At 64.6% G+C, this 16,970-nt stretch carries 17 protein-coding genes; 10 read left to right on the top strand and 7 right to left on the bottom strand.

Features of this window, described 5'->3' with window-relative positions:
- Nucleotides 1–42: 42 nt before the first annotated feature.
- The 7 genes from IWX85_RS02255 to IWX85_RS02220 all read left to right on the top strand — a co-directional run bounded on the left by IWX85_RS02255 (nucleotide 43) and on the right by IWX85_RS02220 (nucleotide 6,736).
- Nucleotides 43–816: an aspartate/glutamate racemase family protein gene (locus IWX85_RS02255; RefSeq protein WP_036808847.1), complete on the top strand. Its 774-nt coding sequence runs from the start codon at nucleotides 43–45 to the stop codon at nucleotides 814–816.
- 30 nt (nucleotides 817–846) lie between these two features.
- Nucleotides 847–1,857, top strand: coding sequence for a tripartite tricarboxylate transporter substrate binding protein (locus IWX85_RS02250; RefSeq protein ID WP_196868610.1), 1,011 nt, complete (start codon nucleotides 847–849; stop codon nucleotides 1,855–1,857).
- Between the two features lie 128 nt (nucleotides 1,858–1,985).
- A complete protein-coding gene (locus IWX85_RS02245; RefSeq protein ID WP_196868609.1) occupies nucleotides 1,986–2,333 on the top strand; it encodes a polyhydroxyalkanoic acid system family protein in 348 nt (115 codons plus the stop codon).
- A gap of 18 nt (nucleotides 2,334–2,351) precedes the next feature.
- Nucleotides 2,352–3,287, top strand: a complete 936-nt coding sequence (locus tag IWX85_RS02240; protein WP_196868608.1) for a LysR family transcriptional regulator — start codon at nucleotides 2,352–2,354, stop codon at nucleotides 3,285–3,287.
- 33 nt (nucleotides 3,288–3,320) lie between these two features.
- Nucleotides 3,321–4,736: a CaiB/BaiF CoA-transferase family protein gene (locus IWX85_RS20280; RefSeq protein WP_231379474.1), complete on the top strand. Its 1,416-nt coding sequence runs from the start codon at nucleotides 3,321–3,323 to the stop codon at nucleotides 4,734–4,736.
- Nucleotides 4,733–5,698 carry a hydroxymethylglutaryl-CoA lyase gene (locus tag IWX85_RS02225; protein ID WP_231379473.1) on the top strand — a complete coding sequence of 322 codons (966 nt, stop codon included), beginning with the start codon at nucleotides 4,733–4,735 and terminating at the stop codon, nucleotides 5,696–5,698. Before IWX85_RS20280 ends, IWX85_RS02225 begins: the two co-directional genes overlap by 4 nt.
- A gap of 60 nt (nucleotides 5,699–5,758) precedes the next feature.
- The gene (locus tag IWX85_RS02220; RefSeq protein WP_196868607.1) at nucleotides 5,759–6,736 is read left to right on the top strand and encodes a tripartite tricarboxylate transporter substrate binding protein; all 978 of its coding nucleotides are present in this window, start codon (nucleotides 5,759–5,761) and stop codon (nucleotides 6,734–6,736) included.
- A 101-nt stretch (nucleotides 6,737–6,837) separates the two neighbouring features.
- On the opposite strand, the gene IWX85_RS02215 is transcribed toward IWX85_RS02220, so the two are convergent.
- The 3 genes from IWX85_RS02215 to IWX85_RS02205 all read right to left on the bottom strand — a co-directional run bounded on the left by IWX85_RS02215 (nucleotide 6,838) and on the right by IWX85_RS02205 (nucleotide 8,868).
- The gene (locus tag IWX85_RS02215) at nucleotides 6,838–7,092 is read right to left on the bottom strand and encodes an acyl-CoA-binding protein (RefSeq protein ID WP_036808833.1); all 255 of its coding nucleotides are present in this window, start codon (nucleotides 7,090–7,092) and stop codon (nucleotides 6,838–6,840) included.
- A 253-nt stretch (nucleotides 7,093–7,345) separates the two neighbouring features.
- On the bottom strand, nucleotides 7,346–8,113 hold the full coding sequence (locus IWX85_RS02210) for a type III pantothenate kinase (RefSeq protein WP_036808830.1): 768 nt from the start codon (nucleotides 8,111–8,113) through the stop codon (nucleotides 7,346–7,348).
- Nucleotides 8,114–8,199: 86 nt separating this feature from the next.
- Nucleotides 8,200–8,868 (bottom strand): helix-turn-helix transcriptional regulator, encoded by a 669-nt coding sequence (locus tag IWX85_RS02205; protein ID WP_081932577.1) that lies wholly within the window; start codon nucleotides 8,866–8,868, stop codon nucleotides 8,200–8,202.
- Between the two features lie 164 nt (nucleotides 8,869–9,032).
- Between IWX85_RS02205 and IWX85_RS02200 the strand changes: the two genes are divergently transcribed.
- Nucleotides 9,033–10,232 (top strand): HAMP domain-containing sensor histidine kinase, encoded by a 1,200-nt coding sequence (locus IWX85_RS02200; RefSeq protein ID WP_231379472.1) that lies wholly within the window; start codon nucleotides 9,033–9,035, stop codon nucleotides 10,230–10,232.
- 47 nt (nucleotides 10,233–10,279) lie between these two features.
- Complete coding sequence (locus tag IWX85_RS02195) at nucleotides 10,280–11,269, top strand: response regulator (RefSeq protein WP_196868606.1); 990 nt, start codon at nucleotides 10,280–10,282, stop codon at nucleotides 11,267–11,269.
- A gap of 2 nt (nucleotides 11,270–11,271) precedes the next feature.
- Here the strand turns inward: IWX85_RS02195 and cqsA are convergent, their stop codons facing one another.
- A complete protein-coding gene (gene cqsA, locus IWX85_RS02190) occupies nucleotides 11,272–12,519 on the bottom strand; it encodes an alpha-hydroxyketone-type quorum-sensing autoinducer synthase (RefSeq protein ID WP_196868605.1) in 1,248 nt (415 codons plus the stop codon).
- Between the two features lie 148 nt (nucleotides 12,520–12,667).
- Nucleotides 12,668–13,099 (bottom strand): rhodanese-like domain-containing protein, encoded by a 432-nt coding sequence (locus tag IWX85_RS02185; RefSeq protein ID WP_036808821.1) that lies wholly within the window; start codon nucleotides 13,097–13,099, stop codon nucleotides 12,668–12,670.
- A gap of 150 nt (nucleotides 13,100–13,249) precedes the next feature.
- Between IWX85_RS02185 and IWX85_RS02180 the strand changes: the two genes are divergently transcribed.
- Nucleotides 13,250–14,173: a PPK2 family polyphosphate kinase gene (locus tag IWX85_RS02180; RefSeq protein ID WP_036813172.1), complete on the top strand. Its 924-nt coding sequence runs from the start codon at nucleotides 13,250–13,252 to the stop codon at nucleotides 14,171–14,173.
- Between the two features lie 131 nt (nucleotides 14,174–14,304).
- Here IWX85_RS02180 and IWX85_RS02175 read toward each other — a convergent pair whose 3' ends face one another.
- Together IWX85_RS02175 and IWX85_RS02170 are read right to left on the bottom strand one after the other, a co-directional pair.
- The gene (locus tag IWX85_RS02175; protein ID WP_036813169.1) at nucleotides 14,305–15,027 is read right to left on the bottom strand and encodes an ABC transporter ATP-binding protein; all 723 of its coding nucleotides are present in this window, start codon (nucleotides 15,025–15,027) and stop codon (nucleotides 14,305–14,307) included.
- A 13-nt stretch (nucleotides 15,028–15,040) separates the two neighbouring features.
- Nucleotides 15,041–16,969, bottom strand: a complete 1,929-nt coding sequence (locus IWX85_RS02170; protein WP_196868604.1) for an ATP-binding cassette domain-containing protein — start codon at nucleotides 16,967–16,969, stop codon at nucleotides 15,041–15,043.
- Nucleotide 16,970: the final 1 nt, after the last annotated feature.

Below are 16,970 nucleotides of genomic sequence, written 5' to 3'. Positions count from 1 at the left end.
AACAGCAAAGAATCAGCGCCTACCGTTATCAGGAGACACCCCATGCAATCCCATGAACCACCGGCAGCCAAGCCTTACCGGATCGGCCTGATCGTGCCGAGTTCGAACACCACCATGGAAACCGAAATCCCGGCCATGCTGCGCGCGCGCGAGCAGGTACTGCCTGAGCGGTTCACGTTTCATTCCAGCCGCATGCGCATGAAATCAGTCACCAAGGAAGAACTGGCAGCCATGGACCGTGACTCCGACCGCTGCGCGCTGGAGTTGTCGGACGCGCGCATGGACGCCATGGGCTATGCCTGCCTGGTGGCCATCATGAGCATGGGCAAGGGCTACCACCGCGAGTCCCAGCGCCGTCTGCACGATGTCACCGTGGCCAACGGCGCACCGACACCCGTCATCACGAGCGCCGGCGCGCTGGTCGAAGGCTTGCAGGCCATGGGCGCCAAACGCGTGGCCATCATCGCGCCCTACATGAAACCCCTGACACGGCTGGTGATTGACTACATCGAAAACGAAGGCATCGAAGTGCTCGACAGCATCTCGCTCGAAATCCACGACAACCTGGCCGTGGGCGCCCGCGATCCCAAGGCCCCGGCGGAACTCTGGAAACAGCTCAACATCCAGGGGGCCGACGCCATCGTCGCCTCGGCCTGCGTACAGATGCCCTCGCTGGCTTCGGTGCCCCTGATCGAGGCAGCCAGCGGCCTGCCGGTGGTTTCCAGCGCGGTCTGCACCACTTACGCCCTGCTCAAGAGCCTGGGGCTTGAACGACGCGTTCCCGGCGCCGGCGCACTGCTTTCGGGCCGCTACTGATCAACCTAAATAAAAATGGAGACTTGCCGCATGAACACGATCACCCACACCCACACCCACACCCCGCCCTTGGGTCTTGCGCCCCTTCGCCAGCTGCTGGCAGGCGCTGCAGCGGCCCTGCTCGCCAGCGCGGCGCTGGCGCAGGGCTATCCCGTCAGGCCGATCACGCTGGTGGTGCCCAACCCGCCCGGCGGTTTTGTCGACGCGTCGGCCCGCATCCTGTCGGATTCGCTGGCCAAGGTGACCAGCCAGGCGGTGGTGGTGGACAACCGGGGCGGCGGCAGCGGCAACGTGGCCTACCAGTACGTGGCCCGCGCCAACCCCGACGGCTACACGCTGCTCAACTCCTACTCGGCCTACCATGTGGGCAATCCCAACCTCACGCCCAAGCTGCCCTGGGCGCAAAAGGACTTTGTGCCGGTGGCGCTGATCACGGTGGCCACCAACGTGATCACCGTCCATCCTTCGGTGCCGGCCAAAAACCTCGGCGAATTCATCAGCTACCTCAAGGCCAACCCCGGCAAGCTCAGCTATGCCAGCCAGGGCAACGGTTCGCTCTCGCACATCGGCACGGAAATGTTCAAGCTGCAGACCCAGACCAGCATGGTGCACATTCCGTACCGGGGCTCCGGCCCGGCGCTGCAGGACGTGCTGTCGGGCCAGGTGCAGGTCTTCATCACCACGCCCCCTTCAGTGATGGGTCAGGTGCAGGTCGGCAAGCTGAGGGGTCTGGCCGTGGCCGGAAAGGCCCGCCACCCGGGCATGCCTGCCGTGCCCACCACCGCCGAAGCCGGTCTCAAGGGTTTCGAGCTGGAAGCCTGGGTCGGCATTTTTGCCCCGGCGGCCACGCCTGCCGATGTCGTGGCCAGGCTCAGTGAACAAATCAAGGCAGCGCTTGAACTGCCAGAAACCAAAACCCGGGCCGACGGCGCTGGCGTGGAGCTTCGCTACCTGCCGCCGGCAGCGCTGGCCTCCCTGGTGAAAAAAGAGACCGAATTCTGGGCCCGGACCATAACAAGCGCAAACATCCAGGCGGAGTGACTTTATTGGGGTGCACCCGGGGTGCTTCGCAGCCCTGTTCCACAAAGTCGGTTTTATGATGCGGCCAAGCGGTCCGCCCGATTGCCCTGATGACAGGCGGCACCCCATCCTGACCCCTGGAGAACCCCATGGCTGACATTCACATCGATCGCGCGCACACCCTGGGCCTGCAGGAAGCACGCCAGATCGCCGTCCAATGGTCCGAGCAGGCCGAAGCGGAATTCGGCATGGAATGCACCTACGAGGAAGGCACGAGCAGCGACCTTGTCAGCTTCAGCCGGACCGGTGTTCATGGCACGCTGAGCGTGACGAAAGACGGTTTCGAACTGGCAGCAAAGCTCGGCTTCTTGCTCGGCGCCTTCAAGGAAAAAATAGAGACCGAGATTGTCAGGAACCTCGATGCGCTGATTGCCACAAAGGCCGCTGCGCCCAAGGCGACAGCCAAAAAACCGGCACCCCGCAAGAAAGCCATTTGAACGCCCGGGCCCGGCAGCATGCGCTACAACCTTGCCCGGTTTGACCTGGTGTCTATCCGCCTGGCGGTGGACTGCGCCCAGACCGGCAGCCTGACGGCAGCGGCGCGCGGCGCGCACCTGGCGCTGGGCGCGGCCAGCCGGCGCATTCGCGAACTCGAAGCTGCGCTGGGCGACGCGCTGTTTGACCGCCATGCACGCGGCCTGCAGCCGACGGCCGCCGGGCGCGTCTTCGTCAAGCACGGCTTGAGGCTGCTGCAGACCCTGGACCAGCTGGGCGCTGAACTCGCCGACCTGCGCCGGGGCACCGCACGCCACCTCCACCTCTGCGCCAGCAGCGCGGCCATCAGCCAGTTTTTGCCGCCCCTGCTGGCGCGTTACGGCCAGTTGCATCCGCAGGTGCATGTCGATGTGGAAGAGCAGGTGTCCGACGCCGTGGCCGCCGCGCTGCGTGAACAGCGCACGGATGTCGCCGTGTTTGTCGAGGGACCGGACACCCGTGGCCTGGACACGCGGCTGTTTCGCCACGACGAGCTGGTGCTGGTGCTGCCCGCCGGGCACCGGCTGGCAGCCCGGAAAACGCCGCTGGCCTTTGCCGATGCGCTCGACGAGGAATGGATCAGCCTGACCGCCGGTGCGGCGATGCTGCAGCAGCAGCAGCAGTCGGCGCTGGCCGCGCACCGGCCGTTCAGGCTGCGCATGCAAGTGCGCAGTTTTGATGCCGTGTGCCACATGGTCGCCTCCGGCCTGGGCATTGCCATCCTGCCCAAAGCGGCCTGCCTGCCGATGGTCAAGGCCATGAACATCAGCTGGCGCCCGCTGGCCGATCCGTGGGCGCAACGCCGCCTGCTGGTGGCCTGCGCGCAGGGCCAGCTTGACGCGGGCATCTTGTCGCTGGTGGACTTCCTGGCCGAGCCTTCGCAAAATGCGAACGTCCACACGCCAAAGCAGGAATAGACGGCGCGCGCCTGCAGCGGCACACTCGCCGCCATGCCTACCCAAGACTACTCAACCTACTCAACCCCCTCACCCGTCCCGGGTCCGCTGGCCGGCCTGAAAGTGCTGGAACTCGGCCAGCTGATTGCCGGCCCGTTCGCCGCCAAGACGCTGGCCGACTTTGGCGCCGACATCATCAAGGTCGAGACGCCTGGCACCGGCGATCCGCTGCGCAAGTGGCGGCTGCTGAAAGACGGCACCTCGGTGTGGTGGCAGGTGCAGTCGCGCAACAAGCGCTCGGTGGCGCTGGACCTGCGGCAAGCCCAGGCGCAGGACATCGTGCGCCGGCTGGCCACGGAATCGGACGTGCTGATCGAGAACTTCCGCCCCGGCGCGATGGAAGGCTGGGGCCTCGGCCCCGACGCGCTGCTAAAACTCAACCCGCGCCTGATCATGCTGCGCATCAGCGGCTACGGCCAGACCGGCCCCTACCGCGACAAGCCCGGATTCGGCGTGGTGGCCGAGGCCATGGGCGGCCTGCGCCACCTGACCGCCGAGCCGGGCCGCGTGCCGGTGCGCGTCGGCGTGAGCATTGGCGACACGCTGGCCGCGCTGCATGGCGTGATCGGCATCTTGCTGGCGCTGCAGGAGCGCCAGCGCTCGGGCCAGGGCCAGGTGATCGACGTGGCGCTGTACGAGGCGGTGTTCAACTGCATGGAAAGCCTGCTGCCCGAGTACAGCGCGTTCGGCGCGGTGCGCGGCGCAGCCGGCAGCGCCCTGCCCGGCATCGCGCCCAGCAATGCCTACCGCTGCAAGGATGAGGGCGCCCCGGCCGCCAGCGCCGGGCCGCCCCAAGCCAGGCCAGCCCCCTCGGGGGGCAGCGAACCACGCGAAGCGGGGAGCGTGGGGGTCGAGGGACTCAGTGCCGGGCCGCCCCAAGCCAGGCCAGCCCCCTCGGGGGGCAGCGAACCACGCGAAGCGGGGAGCGTGGGGGCCTATGTCTTGATTGCCGGCAATGGCGACAGCATTTTCAAGCGGCTGATGAACACCATCGGCCGTCCTGAACTGGGCGCCGACCCGGCACTGGCCGACAACGCCGGCCGCGTCGCCCAGGTGGAAAAAATCGACGCCGCCATCGGCCAGTGGGCCGCCGATCGCACGGTGGACGAGGTGCTGGCGGCGCTGGACGCCGTCGCCGTGCCGGCCGGCCGCATCTACACCGTCGCCGACATCGCCGCCGACCCCCATTACCAGGCGCGCGGCATGCTGGACAAAGTGCGCCTGGATGACGGCAGCCTGCTGGCCGTGCCAGGCATCGTGCCCAAGCTGTCGCGCACGCCGGGGAGCCACCGTCGCAACGCCCCCGGCATTGGCCAGGACACCGACGCCGTGCTGCGCGAGATGGGCCTGTCGCCCGAACAGATCAAAACCCTCAAGGACCAGGGCATCGTTGCAGGAGCAAGCCAATGAACCCGATGCGCCCCGTGACCCCGGTGAAACGCATTTATTTCAATGAGGTCGCCACGCGCGACGGCTTCCAGAACGAGCCCTGCTTCATCGCCACCGACGACAAGGTCGCGCTGGTCGATGCGCTCGGCGAGTGCGGCTACGCCAAGATCGAGGTGACATCGTTCACCTCGCCCAAGGCCATCCCGATGCTGCGCGATGCCGAGGAAGTGATGGGCCGCATCCACCGCGCCCCTGGCGTCGAGTACAGCGTGCTGGTGCCCAACCTGCGCGGCGCCGAGCGTGCGCTCGAATCGCGCGCCGACGAGCTGAACCTGGTGATGTCGGTGTCCGAGACGCACAACCTGGCGAACCTGCGCATGCCGCGCGACAAAAGCCTTGCCGCGCTGTCGGAGGTGATTCGCCATGTCGATGGCGCCACGCCCATCAATGTCTCGCTGTCCTGCGGCTTTGGCTGCCCGATGGAAGGCGATGTGCCGCAGGGCGAGTTGCTGCGCTGGGCCGAGCGCTTTGCCGGCCTGGGCGTGCGCGGCTTGACGATTTGCGACACCACCGGCATGGCGCATCCGGCACAGGTCAGCCGCATGGCCGAGGCCCTGCAACAGCATTTTTCCGGCCTGCAGCTGACCCTGCACTTTCACAACACGCGCGGCATGGGCCTGGCCAATGTGCTGGCCGCCGTGCAAAGCGGCATCACGCGTCTGGACGGCTCGCTGGGCGGCCTGGGCGGCTGCCCGTATGCGCCCGGCGCCAGCGGCAACGTGACCAGCGAGGACGCGATCCACATGCTGGACGCGATGGGCTACGACACCGGCATCAACCTGCCCCAACTGCTGGCCGTGGCGCGCCTGATGCCGCAGATCGTCGGCCACGACGTGCCCGGCCAGGTCGCCAAGGCCGGCCGCATCACCGACCTGCATCCGGCGCCGGACTTCGTGGCGGCGCTGCGCGGGCAGCCCGCCTGAACGTGCCGCCCGGGCCTTGGCCAGACAATTGACCAATAACAAAACCACCCAGAGACCACCATGACCCCTATTTCCCGCAGAACCCTCATCACCACCATGGCCACCCTCGGCGCGGCCGCCTGGCTGAATCCGGTGCGCGCGCAGCTCGCCGGCAAGACACTGACGCTGGTCGTTCCCGCGGCGGCTGGCGGCACCACCGACATTGCCGCGCGCATGCTGGCCGAACCGCTGGGCCGCATCCTGCAGACGCCGGTGGTGGTGGACAACCGGAGCGGCGGCAATGGCAACATCGCCGGCCAGCTGGTGGCGCGCGGGCCGGCCGACGGCACCAGCCTGCTGGTGCAGTATTCGGGCTACCAGTGCATCACGCCGCTGATCCAGCCGGTGGCCGGCTTCGATCCGGCCACCAGCCTGAAGCCGCTCGGCCACCTGATCGACGCGCCGCAGCTGCTGGTGGTGCGCGCCGATTTTCCGGCCGATACGTTTGCCGAATTCATCAAATACGTCAAGGCCAACCCCGGCAAGGTCAACTACGCGTCCAGCGGCAGCGGTTCGCTGCAGCATGTCACGACCGAGCTGCTGAAGGACCTGACCAAGACCTTCATCACCCATATTCCCTACCGGGGCACCGGCCCGGCGTTGAACGACCTGCTGGCCGGCACGGTGGACTTCACCATCACCACGCCACCGCCGCTGCTGCCGCACCTCCGCGCCGGCAAGCTGAAGGCGCTGATGGTGACCGGCCGCACGCGCCTGGCCGCCCAGCCCAAGGTGCCAACCGCCCTTGAGGCCGGCGTGCCGCTGGTTGCCACTTCATGGTTCGCGGTGTATGGCCCGAACAGCCTGCCCGCCGACTTGCAGGGCCGGCTGTCGCTGGCCATCCGGCAGGTGGTGGAATCGGAAAATTTCAGCAAGCGTGCCGAAGACCAGGGCGCCAAGGCCGTCGCCATGGACGGAGCGGAGCTGGCCGCGCTCGGCGCCAGCGAACGCAACATGTGGAACCGCGTGACAAAGCTCGCCAACATCAAGGCGGACTGAAACAGCCCGGCGCACGAAAAACCATCAAATCAATAGCTGGATGCGCCCGCCCCACTTGCGCAAAAGGCCTTTTTGATGGTTTATTTATGCCACAAGCCGGTTTAACCGAGTTCCTTGATCTGGTCGATATACTGCTGCATTGCCGCGTCCTGCGGCGTGCCCTTGAGCTTGCTCCAGGCGTCCCATTTGGCGCGCGCCACCATGTCGCTGAAGCCGGGCTTTTTCTCCAGGTTGTCGCCAGCGCTGCCTTGCTTGTAGAGCGCATAGAGCTTCAAGAGGGTGGCATTGTCGGGCCGTTCGCTGAGATTTTTGGAATCCAGCATGGCCTGGTCGAAAGCCGCTTTCAAGTCTGACATGGGAAATGCTCCGTTGGTTTTTTGCTGCGAGTCCCCGAAGGGAAGGCTTCGGGTAACTGCCGGTTATCTTAGCGACAAGTTCCCCGCAAATAGTCGGGCGGCTTCACCCGGCTGTCGATGCTGACGCCGATGCTGCCATCAGACCCGGCAGGAGGGCAGGCTGATCCAACTTGAATTTCAAACGCATTAATATGAATAAAATCAGCGCTCTGCGCCTTATCCACGGGCGCAACCAGCTATCAATTAAATAGCATCAAGCATTCAAGCGCCGGGAGGCAATCTCCAGCAGTCCGTCGAAGATCAGGTTTTCGACCAGCTCGAAGCTGACGGTCATGCTCGGCGCCATTTTCCAGCCGGCGCCGCCGGTCATGATGCATTCGGGCGCTTCACCGCAGTGGTGCGTGAGGTTGTCCACCATGCGCTGGACCGCGCCGGCAATCGCAAAGGTGCCGCCACTGGTCAGTGCATCGCTGGTGTTGGTCGGAAAATCACGCACCTCGCCGGTCGGCACATGCAGCCCGGCCGTGCCCGATTCAAGCGCGCGCAGCATGATGCCATGGCCGGGCAAGATGATGCCGCCCAGGAATTTGCCCGAGGCGTCGATGGCTTCGACCGTGACGGCAGTGCCCACCATCACCACCAGGCAGGGCTTGCGGATGCCGCGCGCCAGCAGCCGGTGGTGCGCGCCGATCATGGCCACCCAGCGGTCGGAGCCGAGCCGCGCCGGATGGTCGTAGCCGTTGCTCAGGCCGGCCTCCTGCGGGCTGGAAATCACCCAGCGGGGCAGCACGTCCCAGAGTTCCATCTGCTCGGCCAGGCGCCGCTTGATGGCGTCGCCTGCCACCACGCAGCCCAGGATGGCCGAAGGCTCGGCCAGCCCCTGCCAGTCTTCCTCGGCGAGCCGGTCGATGTTCTCGAGGAACACCGCGCCATGGGCCAGCAGCTTGGCGCCCACTACCGGGGCGTCGTACTGGGCCCATTTCAGGCGGGTGTTACCCACATCAAGCGCTAGGAAAGTCATTGGGCTGAATTATGAACAGGTTTAGGCCATGGCCAGCGCCTGACCAATGAAGGTTCTCCAGCAAGGGGGTACCCTGCAGCGCCGGATCAAATCAGGCCGAACCAGCAGGCGCGCTGCACCGCCGCCAGCTTGTTGTCGACCTGGAGCTTGCCCATGGCGTTGGCCAGGTGAAAGTTGACGGTGCGCTCGCTGCACACCAGGATCTCGCCGGTCTTGCGCGCGGTCATGCCCTGGAACGCCAGTTCCAGGCATTCAAGTTCGCGCGGGCTCAGCGGATTGCGCGCCTCGGCCAGCGCCCGCTTGAGCAGTGGCCAGATGTTCAGCGCCGACCAGGCCAGCTGCGACGGTTCGGTGCGGTCAGGCCATTGGCGCGCGCTGAACAGGTAGCATTCGAACGCCCGGCCCATGGTCAGCGGAAAGGCAATGCGCACGACGCTTTGAAAGCCATGCGCCAGCCACAGCCTGCGCCAGCGGCCCATGTCGCCAAAAACCGATCGGGAAATGTCCTGCCAGGCCACCAACGGCGCATCGGAGTCCCGCCAGGGCGCGCCGAAGTCCTGGCTGGCAGCCAGCGCATGCGCCGCATCGAGCAGCCGCGGCGGATGCAGGGCCAGCACCAGCCGGTGCTCCTGTCCGGCGAAGGGGTCGGGGCCCAGCACCACCAGCGCCTCGACCGAGAATTCACGCAGGGACGACAGCCAGTCGCTCATGATGCCATCCAGGCAGATGCTGTCAAAGTTAGCAGGTAGTTGCATCGGTGATGAAGGGGAAGAACAGGGACAATGGTTTAAAGGACAAGAGAAGTTATGGCTCGACATGCAGGCTCTGGCTGAACGCCAGATGGAAAAAAATTCGCCGCACCTCACAATTTTTAAAGCATGCGCCAAGCCGCTGGACACTCGCGCCGCTGGAGCCGATTTTGCATGGCTCGCCGTGGCGCATGCGGCTGCTGGGCCTGGCATCGGTGCTGGGCCAGCCCCTGTTCGGCTGGATCTGGTCAAGCTGGCTGGCGCAGCCGTACGAAAACCTGTGGCTGCGCGGCCTGATGAGCCTGCTGGGCGCCACGCTGCTGCTGCCCGGTCTGAGCCGGGATTTTTCCAGTCCTGCCACGCGGTTGCTGGTCACCCTCGTCATGTGGATCGAAATCCCCGTTTTTTTCAGCTGGATGTACTTTTGCAATGCCGGCAGCGCCGCCTGGCTGGCCACCATCTGCACAATCATCGTGTGCTACTACCACCTGACCGACTGGCGCATCGCCACGGCAGGCACTGTGAGTGGTGTATTTCTGTCGTGGACGCTGTTTGCCTGGCTGATGCCGAACGGCCTGCAGGCCAATCCCGTCGATGCGGTGGTCATCGTCTTCAGCTGGATCTGCGCGCTGCTGCTGGGCCTGTCTTCAGCCAACCTGCGGCGCGACCAGTTGGTCCACACGCTGGCCACCATGGGCATCATGGCGCACGAGTTGCGCACGCCCCTGTCCACGGCATCGCTGATCGGGGATGCCTTGCAGATGGAAATCCGGCGCGAGCAGGCGCATCCACGCGCAGCCAAGCTCGAGCAGCTGGGCCAGCGGCTGCAGGCGCTGGTGCGCTCCATGAACCACCAGATCGACACCCAGATTGCCAACGCCAAGCTGCTGCAACTGCCGCGCTACAAGGAAGCGGTCGACGCCGCCAGCCTGGTCAGCGAAATCGTCGCGGCCTATCCCTACACCTCAAACCGCCAGCGCGAATGTGTCAGGGTGGTCATCCAGCGTAATTTCACTTTTTTCGGTTCCCCTGCACAGTTTTCCCAAGTGCTGATGAACCTGATGAAAAACGCCCTGCACTCCCTGGCCGCTGCCGATTCGACCTACGCAGCTGGTGCGCTGCGCATTGCGGTCGACCGCGGACCCGACGGCGGGCGCATTTCGGTGGCAGATGACGGCGTCGGCGTCGATCCGGCCTTGCTGCCGCATATTTTCAAGCCCTTTTTCTCCAGCAACCGCAGCACCGGGCATGGCCTGGGCCTGGCTTTTTGCCAGCAGGTGCTGCGCAGCGCAGGTGGAAGCATCCAGGTGAAGTCAGGCTATGCCATAGGCGCTGTCTTCACACTGGTCCTGCCGCTCGCGCCGTCCTGAACGCTGCCAATGCCTGTGTTTCTATTTCCTTGATAAAGCCTAAAGCCATGTCTTTCCCCCTTTATCGCCGGCCCGGCGGCGTTCTTTTTCTCGACGATGACCCGGATTACCTGGAAATGCTGGGCGAGGTCATGCCGCCCGGCTGGTCCGTGCAGCTGTTCCTGCGGCCGATTGCTTGCATCGACCTGCTCAAGCAAGAAATCGCGCAGCGCGAGAATGATGCGTGGCGCCAGCAGGAAATCATCCACCGCTGGCGCGAAGGCGCCCTGCTGATCCCGCAGATCCTGCGCTACTGGCAGGTCGACGGGGCCGCGCGCTTCAGGCTGGTGCAGGTTGCCGTGGTGGACTACGCCATGCCGGCGATGAGCGGGTTGCGGGTGCTGGGCGAGTTGCAGGACTGGCCGGGCTCACGCATCTTGCTCACCGGCCGTGCCGACGAGCAACTGGCAGTTTCGGCGTTCAACCGGGGGCTAATCAACCAGTTCCTTCCCAAGCAGTCGGCTGACCTGCGCACCTGCCTCACGCGCGCCATCGAGGACCTGCGCCATCAGCCGGACCAGCGCCACCAGCAGATCTGGTGCGCCACGCTGTCGCCCGACCAGCTTGCGCTGCTGGCCGACCCGGTCATTTTCCAGGCATTGCACAATCTCACGCAGCAGCAGGGCTGGACAGAACACGTCGTCATCGGCGCGCCATTTGGCATGCTGGCGCTCAATGCCCGAGGCCAGGCCAGCTGGCTGCAGCTGGAGCCTGCCGCCAACCTGGGCGAACTGGCAGAGATGGCCGTGTCACAGGGCTGGGACGCGCGCGTCGTTCAGGACATTCGCAGCGGCAGCTGGCTCATTGACCTGGAACTGCAACTGGCGCTGGGCGTCGGCCATCAGCCCGGGCCTTGCGAAGCATTCGTTGTAAACGGCGAAGCCGGCCGGCTTCACGCGGCCATTTTTGCCATCGGCGAGGCGTTCAGCCCTGGTTTGAGCACCAGCTACGCGCATTTCCTGGCCAACCATGGCGAAAGGCGCCTGTCGCAAGGGTAGCCTCACACCTGTTCGGTGCGGGCCCGCCGGGCAATCGGCCAGTCCCAGGGCTTGAGCACGGGCAGCAGCGTACGCGCCGTCTGCTCGATGCGGTCCATTTCTGCAGCGGTCAGGCCGGCATTGAGCGTCAGCCGCACCATGGCACGGTTGCGGCTGGTCGCCGGGGCGCAGAAAATCGCACCAAAAATCTGATGTGCCTCCAGCTGGTCGCGCAGCACCATGGTGGCCGGCTCGGTGCCGGTTTCCAGCGCAATGATCTGCTGGCTGCCCTGGTGGATCGGGTAGCCCATGTCCAGGAGGCTGGCGCGCAGCCGGCGCGTGTTGGCATGCAGCCGCACCCGCTCGGCGTCGCAGCCGCGCACCACCTCCAGCGTTGCCGCCAGACCGGCAATCTCGTGCGGCAGCAGGCAGGAGCTAAAGATATTGGGGTAACTGTTGTGCAGAACGTAGTAGCGCATGGCGGCCGGAATGGTGAAAAATCCGGCGCGGCCGGCAAATGCCTTGGCCAGGCTGGCGGTGATGAAATGCACGCGGTCCGTCAAGCCCAGTTCGGCGCACAGCCCGGCGCCTTGCGGGCCGTGGGTGCCCAGCGAATGCGACTCATCGACCAGGATCGTGCAGCCATGCTGCTCGACCACCTCGACCATGCGGACCAGCGGGCACAGCGCGCCGGTGGTGCTGTACACCGAGTCGACCACCACCACGCCCGGGCCATGGCGCTCAATCATGCGGGACAGGTGCTCCGGGTCGTTGTGCCGGAATGCATGGGCCGGCGCACGTGCCGCGCGCGCGCCCTCCCACAGCGAGGTATGGGCCAGGCTGTCGAGGTAAACCGGTGTCTGCTCGTCGGCAATCGCCTGCAGCAGGCCGACGTTGGCCGAATAGCCCGACTGACAGACAAAACCGTCCTCCTTGCCGACCCAGGCCGCCAGAGACGCTTCGAGCGTCCGGCAGGGATGGGCATCGAGCAGGAAAACGCCCGACTGAATCACACTTTCGTTGCTGTGTTGCAGGCTCGCAATCTGCGACCGGACGATGTCGGGATGGCCCGCAATGCCCAGGTAGTCATTGCCATCCAGCCGGATCGAGTTGGGTCCAGGGTTGCTGCCATGCAGGATGGGTTTCCCCCCCCACTGGCTTTCCCAGTGGGCCATGAATTTCTGCTCAAAGCGTTCCTGCAGGCGCGGCAACAGGGGGGGATTGCGGTGAGCAACAGGGCCGGTGCGGGTGGTGCGATCGAGTACTTGCATAAGTCTGTTCCTTTGTTTAAAACAGACTTATTGAAAACTTTCTCACAAATAGTCACGCCTTCACCCCTGCTATATCTGACAGGTTGGTGTGTCTACTAATCTTCCAAGAGTGCTTGCCGTTCGGTGATGAAAACCTCAAGGTTGCCCATCACTTCTGCATCCAGGGCAGGCCCCGCATACGCCAGCCGCCTCGGTGGCCGCGCTGGGCGTCCCCGTCGGCGTCGCCTTCAAAACCTTCAAGAATGTTGTAAGCCTCAAGCCCCAGTTCCGTGGCACGGCGGGCAGCGGCCACCGAGCGAACGCCGCTTCGGCACAGCAGCACGACCTTGGTGCCAGTGGGAACCGCCGCCTTCAAGGCATCGTCAAAACCGGCATTCAGCGCCATGTCCGGCCACTGCTTCCATGCCACGGGCACAGCGCCCGGAACGAAGCCGACCCATTCGCGTTCGGCATCGGTTCGCACATCGACCAGCACGGCCTGGCCCGACTGCAGCCATTGCCACGCCAGCGCTGGCGCGATGTCACCTGCGTAGCCGGTTGCCCCTTGCGGGCCAGCGTCGGTAGCCGGATCGGTTTTCATAAAAATTCCTGTCATGTTGAAGGCCAGGGCCGGCCCGTTCCCGCCTTACGGACGGCGCGGCCACTGGCACGAAAATAAGTGTATTCGTTCAGGCTGCCAGGGCACAGGCGCGCAGAATCAGCCTGGTCCCCTTCATTTTATGGAAGCCCGATGAATTCAAAAACGACTGACGTACCGTCTGGACAGAATGGACCCGATACCCAGGCCGGCAAGGACGAACGCAAGGCGCTGGCCGAAAAGCTCCTGCGTTGGCAGGTGCCGCTGATTGGCGAGGATGGCAAAAGCAAGAAAAAAAGCAAATCCTGCAGCCTGGCTGACTTCGATCCGGGCGACAAGCCGTTTTCATCAAGCGACAAGGCGCGCGACAAGGAAACGGTGGATGCACTGGCGCTTGAACTCGACGGGCTGCAAAACCTGTTTTATGCCGATCGGCGCTACAAGTTGCTGGTGGTCCTGCAGGGCACTGACACCTCGGGAAAGGACGGCACGCTGCGCGGTGTCTTCAGCCGCATGAGCCCGCTCGGCGTGCACACGGCCGCCTGGAAAGCGCCCAATGAAGACGAGCGTTCCCGCGACTACCTGTGGCGCATCCACCAGAAGGTACCGACCGCTGGCGATATCATGATCTTCAACCGCAGCCACTACGAAGACGTGCTGGTGCCGCCAGTCCAGGGCTGGATCACGCCGTCGCAGACCGCGCAGCGCTACCAGCAGATCAACGACTTCGAACGCATGCTCAATGAAACCGGCACGGTGATCCTGAAATTCATGCTGCACATCAGCTTCAAGGCGCAAGGCGAGCGGCTGCAGGAGCGGATTGACGACATTGCCAAGCACTGGAAGTTTGCCATGGGCGATCTGGAGGCGCGCGGGCAGTGGGCGGCCTACCAGCAGGCTTACGAAGACCTGCTCAATGCCACCAGCACGCCCTGGGCGCCCTGGACGGTGGTGCCGGCCGATTCCAAGACCCACCGCAACCTGATGATTGCCCTGCGTGTTCGCCAGGCGCTGGAACAACTCGACCTGCGCTACCCGCCTGAAGACCCTGCGCTCAAGGGCATGAAGGTAGTTTGAAACACAGACAGTGGCCTGGCAAGGCCAAGCCAGGCGCTTCCAGCGCGCATGTTTTCTAAGCATTTTCGGCCCGCCGCGCCATACCAGCGTACACCAGCTGCTATTTTTTCAATAGCAGCTTCCGACTGAAGTCAGTGTCCGCCGCCCAGGTAGGCGGCCTTCACCGCCGGGTCATCGCGCAGTTTGGACGCTTCGCCATGCACTGAGATGCGGCCGTTTTCCAGCACATAGCCGTAGTCGGCCACCTTCAGCGCGGCAGCGGCGAACTGCTCGACCAGCAGCATGGTGACGCCGCGCGACTTCAGGTCGGCAATGATGCGGAACACCTCTTCGACCAGGATGGGCGCCAGGCCCATCGACGGTTCGTCGAGCAGCACGATCTCGGGGTTGAGCATCACGGCGCGCGCCATGGCCAGCATCTGCTGTTCGCCGCCCGAGAGCGTTCCGGCCAGTTGCAGCCGCCGCTCCTTCAAGCGCGGAAACAACTCCATCGCGCGTTCCAGGTCGCCCGCCACGTCACCCTTGGGGCGGCTGCCCGTCAGGCGCGGAAAAGCGCCCAGGATCAGGTTGTCGGTCACGCTCATGGTGGCGAACACGCGCCGGCCTTCGGGCGAATGCGCCAGCCCCTGCTTGGCAATGGCGTAGGACTCCAGGCCATCGATGCGCTTGCCGTGCAGGTTGATCTCGCCGGCGGTCGGCTGGATCATGCCCGAGATGGCGCGCATGGTGGTGGTCTTGCCGGCGCCGTTCGAGCCGATCAGCGTGACCACCTTGCCCTTGGGCACTTCCATCGAAATGCCGTGCAGGACCTGCACCTTGCCATAGCCGGCTTCCAGGTTCTTGATACTCAACATGGTGTCTCTTTCCTTATGCGACCGTGCCGCCGAGGTAGGCCTCGATGACTTTTTCATCTGCCTGCACATCGACAGGCTTGCCTTCGGCGATTTTCTGGCCGAAGTCGAGCACCGAGACGGTGTCGCACAGGCCCATCACCACATCCATGTGGTGCTCGATCAGGATCACGGTGATGCCGTGGTCGCGGATCTTGCGGATGATGGTGATCAGCTCCTTGATGTCGGGCGCGGTCAGGCCGGCGGCCGGCTCGTCGAGCAGCAAGAGCTGCGGGTCCAGCGCCAGCGCCCGGGCAATCTCCAGCAGCCGCTGCTTGCCGTAAGGCAGGTTGCGTGCTTCCTCGTCGGCCAGGTCGGCCAGGCCGACAAAAGCCAGCAGGCCCATGCCGCGCTGGATGGCCGAGGTTTCCTCGCGCTTGTAGCGCGGCGTGTGCAGCGCCACATCGACGATATTGCTGTCAAAGGTGTGGTGCAGGCCGACCTGCACGTTTTGCAGGGCGGTCATCTCGCCAAACAGCTGCACGTTCTGGAAGGTGCGCGCAATGCCCGACAGCGCAATGTCGGACGAGGTGCGGCCAACCACCGAACGGCCGGCAAAGTCGATGCTGCCGGCGGTGGGCACGTAAATGCCGGTCAGCACATTCATCATGGTGCTCTTGCCCGAGCCGTTCGGCCCGATCAGGCCATGGATGGTGCCGCGCTTGATGTGCAGATCGACCTGGTTGATGGCCTTCAAGCCGCCGAACTGCATCAAAATGCCCTGGGCGGTCAGCAGGTTGCCGCCCTGTTCTGCCGCTTGGGCGCTGGCCGCGACCGATATGGCGTCCTTGCCCATGTCAGCTTGACTGTGCCGCACGACCGGCTTGCGGACGTGGAACAGCGCCCGGACAAAACCGACGATGCCGTTTTGCAGGTAATAGACGACAAACAGGATCATCAGGCCGAAGATGCTCAGCCGCCAGTCGGTGATCGACTGCAGCCAGAAGGCAAAGCCGGCCAGCGCCATCGTGCCGACCACCGGAATGGCCATGGCCCGGGGCGTGGTGATTTTCTTCGCCACACCGATGATGCCGCCGACCAGCATCAGCACTGCCAGGCTGGCGGCCACGATGCGGAACAGCTCCAGGTCGTCGAGCAGCTTGGGCAGGATCACGATGATGGCCGCGCCCAGCAAGGCGCCCGAACGGGTCTTGCGACCGCCCATGATGACGGCCAGCAGGAACAGCACGGTCAGCTCGAAGTTGTAGGTGTTGGGCGAGATGTACTGCTCGGAATAGGCATACAGGCAGCCGGCCAGGCCGGCAAAGCCGGCGCTGATGACGAAGGCATAGACCTTGTAGCGGTAGACCGACACGCCCATGCAGTCCGACGCTACCGGGCTGCCGCGCAGCGCTTCAAAGGCGCGGCCCAGCTGCGACTTCAGGATGCGGTCCACCACCACCAGCGACAGCACCATCAAACCGAAGGTCAGCCAGTAAAAGCCATGCTCGGTGAGTTTTTCGCCAAACACCGTGGGCTTGGGGATGGTGATGCCGAGCGGGCCTTCGGTGAGAAAGGTCATCTCGTTGATCAAAATCTGGATGATGGTGCCGAAGGCCAGCGTCACCATGGCCAGGTAAGGACCGGTCACGCGCAGTGCCGGCAGCGCCAGCAGCGCGCCAAAGGCAGCCGTCACCGCAATGCTGGCCGGAATGATGACCCACAGCGGCGCGCCCAGCTTCATGAACAGCACGCCGGCGGTGTAGGAGCCGACACCGAACAGGCCGGCGTGACCCAAAGATACCTGGCCGGTGTAGCCAACCACGATGTCCAGGCCGTACAGCAAGATGGCATAAATCATGATCGTACCGACCATGTGGACGTAGTATGAATTGCTGGTCATCAGCGGCACAGCCGCCAGCAGGGCCAGCCCGATCAGGGCGGCCACAAGGGTCTTTCGGTTCATC

The sequence above is a fragment of the Polaromonas sp. CG_9.11 genome, from assembly GCF_015752225.1.
Taxonomy (GTDB): Bacteria; Pseudomonadota; Gammaproteobacteria; order Burkholderiales; family Burkholderiaceae_C; genus Polaromonas.
Note: the sequence above shows the minus strand (reverse complement) of the source record. Positions and strands in the feature narration are given on the sequence as shown.

Excerpts from the sequence above, each read along its gene's own strand:
- IWX85_RS02255 (WP_036808847.1), top strand. The coding sequence starts at position 43 with ATGCAATCCCATGAACCACCGGCAGCCAAGCCTTACCGGATCGGCCTG.
- IWX85_RS02250 (WP_196868610.1), top strand. The coding sequence starts at position 847 with ATGAACACGATCACCCACACCCACACCCACACCCCGCCCTTGGGTCTT.
- IWX85_RS02245 (WP_196868609.1), top strand. The coding sequence starts at position 1,986 with ATGGCTGACATTCACATCGATCGCGCGCACACCCTGGGCCTGCAGGAA.
- IWX85_RS02240 (WP_196868608.1), top strand. The coding sequence starts at position 2,352 with ATGCGCTACAACCTTGCCCGGTTTGACCTGGTGTCTATCCGCCTGGCG.
- IWX85_RS20280 (WP_231379474.1), top strand. The coding sequence starts at position 3,321 with ATGCCTACCCAAGACTACTCAACCTACTCAACCCCCTCACCCGTCCCG.
- IWX85_RS02225 (WP_231379473.1), top strand. The coding sequence starts at position 4,733 with ATGAACCCGATGCGCCCCGTGACCCCGGTGAAACGCATTTATTTCAAT.
- IWX85_RS02220 (WP_196868607.1), top strand. The coding sequence starts at position 5,759 with ATGACCCCTATTTCCCGCAGAACCCTCATCACCACCATGGCCACCCTC.
- IWX85_RS02215 (WP_036808833.1), bottom strand. The coding sequence starts at position 7,092 with ATGTCAGACTTGAAAGCGGCTTTCGACCAGGCCATGCTGGATTCCAAA.
- IWX85_RS02210 (WP_036808830.1), bottom strand. The coding sequence starts at position 8,113 with ATGACTTTCCTAGCGCTTGATGTGGGTAACACCCGCCTGAAATGGGCC.
- IWX85_RS02205 (WP_081932577.1), bottom strand. The coding sequence starts at position 8,868 with ATGCAACTACCTGCTAACTTTGACAGCATCTGCCTGGATGGCATCATG.
- IWX85_RS02195 (WP_196868606.1), top strand. The coding sequence starts at position 10,280 with ATGTCTTTCCCCCTTTATCGCCGGCCCGGCGGCGTTCTTTTTCTCGAC.
- cqsA (WP_196868605.1), bottom strand. The coding sequence starts at position 12,519 with ATGCAAGTACTCGATCGCACCACCCGCACCGGCCCTGTTGCTCACCGC.
- IWX85_RS02185 (WP_036808821.1), bottom strand. The coding sequence starts at position 13,099 with ATGAAAACCGATCCGGCTACCGACGCTGGCCCGCAAGGGGCAACCGGC.
- IWX85_RS02180 (WP_036813172.1), top strand. The coding sequence starts at position 13,250 with ATGAATTCAAAAACGACTGACGTACCGTCTGGACAGAATGGACCCGAT.
- IWX85_RS02175 (WP_036813169.1), bottom strand. The coding sequence starts at position 15,027 with ATGTTGAGTATCAAGAACCTGGAAGCCGGCTATGGCAAGGTGCAGGTC.
- IWX85_RS02170 (WP_196868604.1), bottom strand. The coding sequence starts at position 16,969 with ATGAACCGAAAGACCCTTGTGGCCGCCCTGATCGGGCTGGCCCTGCTG.